Consider the following 3981-nt stretch of genomic DNA (forward strand, 5'->3'; position numbering starts at 1 on the left):
CAGCGCTCCTTTATCGGGCGAAATTTTGCATTTCGCCCTTATTTCAAACAAGCCATTGTAGGCAAAAGAAGCCAATACTACGCACTGGGCTCAACATCTGGTAAACGTGGCTACTACTATTCTTATCCCATCATATACGCTGGCGGTGTACTTGGTGTCGTCGTGGTGAAGATGGACCTAAGTAAGATAGAGGACAACTGGCAGCAACCAAACAGTGTTTTTGTCGCCAGCGACCCATACGGAATTGTTTTCATGAGTAGCCGAAGTGAATGGCTACTCAAAAGCTTACAACCACTGACAAAAAAAGAGAAAAAGCAAGTTTGGGCAAGCCAACAATATCTTGATGCGCCAATTGAAACGCTTGGATTAGTGGGTAGTTTGGACGAGGTGCATTCTGAGCTTAAACAGGGTTACCCATACAATAAAGGAACCTTGGTGGTCTCTTCGCTGCCCCTTCCCGAACTCAAACTGACAATTCGTGTGCTGTCTCCTAAACAGTCGATCGTTTGGTTCACCATGGGTTACATCTTTGTACTCACTCTAGCATTCATGGTTTTGTTTTTAATTGGTCAGCTTATCTATCACCGTCAACAGCGTCACTTGCAACTTGAACGAATTCAACAAGAAGCAAATCAAAAGTTGGAATATCAAGTCATGGCACGGACTGCCGAGTTGCAAGCGGAGATCGCACAGCGTATCGATACCGAGCAAACTTTACGCGTTACTCAAGATGAATTGGTGCAAGCAGCGAAACTCGCGGTGTTAGGACAAATGTCGGCCAGTATCAGCCATGAACTGAATAATCCACTTGCAGCAATTCGTAGCTTTGCGGAGAACGGCAAGCTGTTTCTAAAAAAAGAAAAATATGAGCGAGTGGAAGATAATCTCACTCGCATTTCTGCTCTCACTGACCGTATGGCAAATATCAGTCAGCAACTTCGCTCTTTCGCCAAAAAAACCAGTGGTGACGAGTTGGCTCAATCTCGATTGTTCCCTGTGATTGCCTCTGTAAAAGAACTGATGAAGCCCGCATTTAAATCAGGGCGCGTCACGTTAGAAACAAATTTGCCAAAGCATGATGTTGAAGTGCAGATCAATATTATTCAACTGGAGCAAGTGTTGGTCAATTTACTGACTAATGCGATAGAAGCACTCAAAGAACAACAAGACAAACAGGTAGAATTATCTGTAGAACACGATGAGCACACTGATTTGGTTTGGATTCATGTTGATGATAATGGCCCAGGGCTTGGCTCTTTCTCACTTTCTGATTTATGTGAACCGTTTCTAACCACTAAACTGAACGGTTTAGGTTTGGGTCTCTCTATCTCGCAACAAATCTTAGCCAGTATGAATGGAAAATTATGTGCCCATAATCGAGAACAAGGCGGCGCTCGATTCTCATTGTGTTTACCTATCACTTCTTACAACACTGAACCATCAAAAGGATAAGATCATGTGTCAGGTGTTTTTTATTGATGATGAGGCCGATCTCAGAATCGCTATAGAACAGACCTTTGAACTGGCGGATATCGACGCCAAGTTTTTTGTGGATGCAGAATCGGCTTTAATAGCGATGCAGCAAGGAGAAGAAGCTGGCGTCGTGGTCACTGATATCTGTTTGCCGGGCATTTCTGGTATGGATATGCTGACAACTTTGACTCAACGCGATGCAAACTTACCCGTCATCATGATCACTGGACACGGTGATATTTCCATGGCTGTGCAAGCCCTTCATCAAGGCGCTTACGACTTTATTGAGAAACCTTTTGCGCCAGAACATTTGGTTGAAACGGTTAAGCGGGCGATTGAGAAGCGCAAACTAACCAATGAAAATGAAAAACTGCGCCTGTCACTTAAAGCCAGTAAAACCCTTGGTCCACGAGTTATTGGTGAAACCGCTAGCATCCAAATATTACGAGAGACCATCACCCAAATCGCCGATACCGACGCCGATATTTTATTGTTTGGTGAAACCGGTACAGGGAAAGAGTTAATCGCTCGTTCTTTACATGAGCAAAGCTCTCGCCGGAACCAAAACTTTGTCGCCGTAAATTGTGGAGCGGTTCCAGAGAACTTAATTGAGAGTGAACTCTACGGCCATGAAAAAGGCGCATTCACTGGCGCCGAAAGCCGTCGTATCGGTAAATTTGAGTTTGCACAAGGCGGCACACTTTTCTTGGATGAGATCGAGTCGATGCCTATCCAAGCCCAAATTCGTTTATTGAGGGTATTACAAGAGCGCGTGATTGAGCGTGTCGGTTCAAATGAATTATTGCCTTTAGATATTCGAGTGATTGCCGCAACAAAGGTCGATTTAAAACACGCAGCTGAAGAAGGTACTTTCCGTCAGGACCTCTATTATCGGCTCAATGTCGTGACCTTGGATCTCCCGCCACTACGCGAACGAAAAGAAGACATTCCAGCCCTCTTTCACCACTTTCTGTTGGTAGCAGCTTCACGTTATGGCAAAAGCTCACCTAGCTTGTCACCCCAAGATCTAGCGCAACTGATGAGCCATGACTGGCCTGGCAATGTTCGAGAACTCAGAAATGCTGCAGAGCGTTTTGTGCTATTGGGTAAGTTAATTCAGTTGGGAGAATCGAACCCAGTTGCTAAGTCTTCCTCAAGCCTTGCAGAGCAAGTGGCGGAGTTTGAGAGAGCAGCCATTGAAGGCGCTTTATTAGAGAACAACGGTAGTATTAAACAGACAATGTGCCAATTGAATGTGCCAAGAAAAACCCTTTACGACAAGATGCAGCGCTACCAAATAAATAAAGACCTTTACAAATAAAACACGTTCAAATAGCTGGCATTATATTCAACTTGAATCATAATTTTTAACAACGGGTTTATCATGGTTGTTATAGATATGAACGAAAAAGTGAGAATACCGATTGTTACAGATACCGTGCTCGTAGACGGTTGCTATCAAGAAGAGAGAAGATTCGGTGAAGAGCGTCGTAAAAATAAAAAGAGGTGGCGACACTATGAACGTCGAATTAATTCAGACCCGCGCAAAACTTGTTACAAGTCAATAGACGAAGAGGTGTGAATTCTCACACCTCTTTCTACTTTCTGGCTTCCATTACTTGGTAATGATCTCCGGCCCCATCAAGGTAGTAGGCAACCAAGTCGAAACCCATGGTACATATGTGACGATAATTAGGAACAAGAACATCACTCCAACCCAGGGTAATGCTGCCTTCACTACGTTCATCATCGACATTTTGGCAACACCAGCGGTCACAAATAAGTTAAGACCCACGGGCGGCGTTATCATTCCTATCTCCATATTCACCACCATCATTATGCCCAAATGAATTGGGTCTATACCTAATGCAATCGCAATTGGGAACACGAGCGGCGCAACAATGATCAACAAGCCTGATGGCTCCATGAACTGACCACCAATCAGCAACAAGACGTTCACCACAATCAAGAAAGTGATGGGTCCGAGACCAGCCGAGAGCATCGACTCGGTGATCATTTGCGGGATGCGTTCTTCCGTTAAAACATGCTTCAAAATTAAGGCATTAGCAATGATGAACAGCAGCATGATGGTGAGTTTGCCCGCTTCATACAGGGTGTGTTTCGTGTCTTTATGAACAAAGGTTTGGAAGATTTTAACGAGCGCAGGTTTAGTGTTTTTCTTGTCTGCAAATGGCCCCATGTCTTTGTATACAAAGTTAGCAATAAAGAATGAGTACACAGCAGCAACCGCAGCGGCTTCTGTCGGCGTAAAGATACCGCCATAGATACCACCAAGAATGATGACGACCAACAACAAGCCCCAGCTTGCATCCTTGGCGGCATCAAAAGTTTCTTTCCAACCGACAAAAGGTTGCTTTGGAAGGTTCTTGATTCTCGCGGCAATGTAAATCGCGATCATCAACATGACACCCGCCAGCAAACCGGGAATCACACCACCAAGGAACATACGTCCAACTGACACATCCGTTGCGGCTGCATACACCACCA

The 3981-nt window shown here is 44.7% G+C and carries 4 protein-coding genes; 3 read left to right on the forward strand and 1 reads right to left on the reverse strand.

Translation table 11 applies throughout. From position 1 onward, the window contains the following. From IQR33_RS29130 to IQR33_RS34835, 3 genes are all read left to right on the forward strand, one after another. A partial coding sequence (locus tag IQR33_RS29130; protein WP_193844273.1) for a sensor histidine kinase occupies window positions 1–1452 on the forward strand: 1452 nt, incomplete at its 5' end. Window positions 1453–1456: 4 nt separating this feature from the next. Further along, entirely contained in the window at window positions 1457–2794 is a 1338-nt protein-coding gene (locus IQR33_RS29135) for a sigma-54-dependent transcriptional regulator (RefSeq protein ID WP_017634783.1), read from the forward strand. Window positions 2795–2872: 78 nt separating this feature from the next. Then, window positions 2873–3055, forward strand: a complete 183-nt coding sequence (locus IQR33_RS34835; RefSeq protein WP_021034161.1) for a hypothetical protein — start codon at window positions 2873–2875, stop codon at window positions 3053–3055. Window positions 3056–3088: 33 nt separating this feature from the next. Here IQR33_RS34835 and IQR33_RS34840 read toward each other — a convergent pair. Continuing rightward, window positions 3089–3981 (reverse strand): TRAP transporter large permease (locus IQR33_RS34840; RefSeq protein WP_228014211.1); only part of this gene is annotated, 893 nt, incomplete at its 5' end.

The sequence above is a fragment of the Vibrio sp. OPT46 genome, from assembly GCF_015163535.1.
Classification (GTDB): domain Bacteria; phylum Pseudomonadota; class Gammaproteobacteria; order Enterobacterales; family Vibrionaceae; genus Vibrio; species Vibrio alginolyticus.

Excerpts from the sequence above, each read along its gene's own strand:
- IQR33_RS29135 (WP_017634783.1), top strand. The coding sequence starts at position 1,457 with ATGTGTCAGGTGTTTTTTATTGATGATGAGGCCGATCTCAGAATCGCT.
- IQR33_RS34835 (WP_021034161.1), top strand. The coding sequence starts at position 2,873 with ATGAACGAAAAAGTGAGAATACCGATTGTTACAGATACCGTGCTCGTA.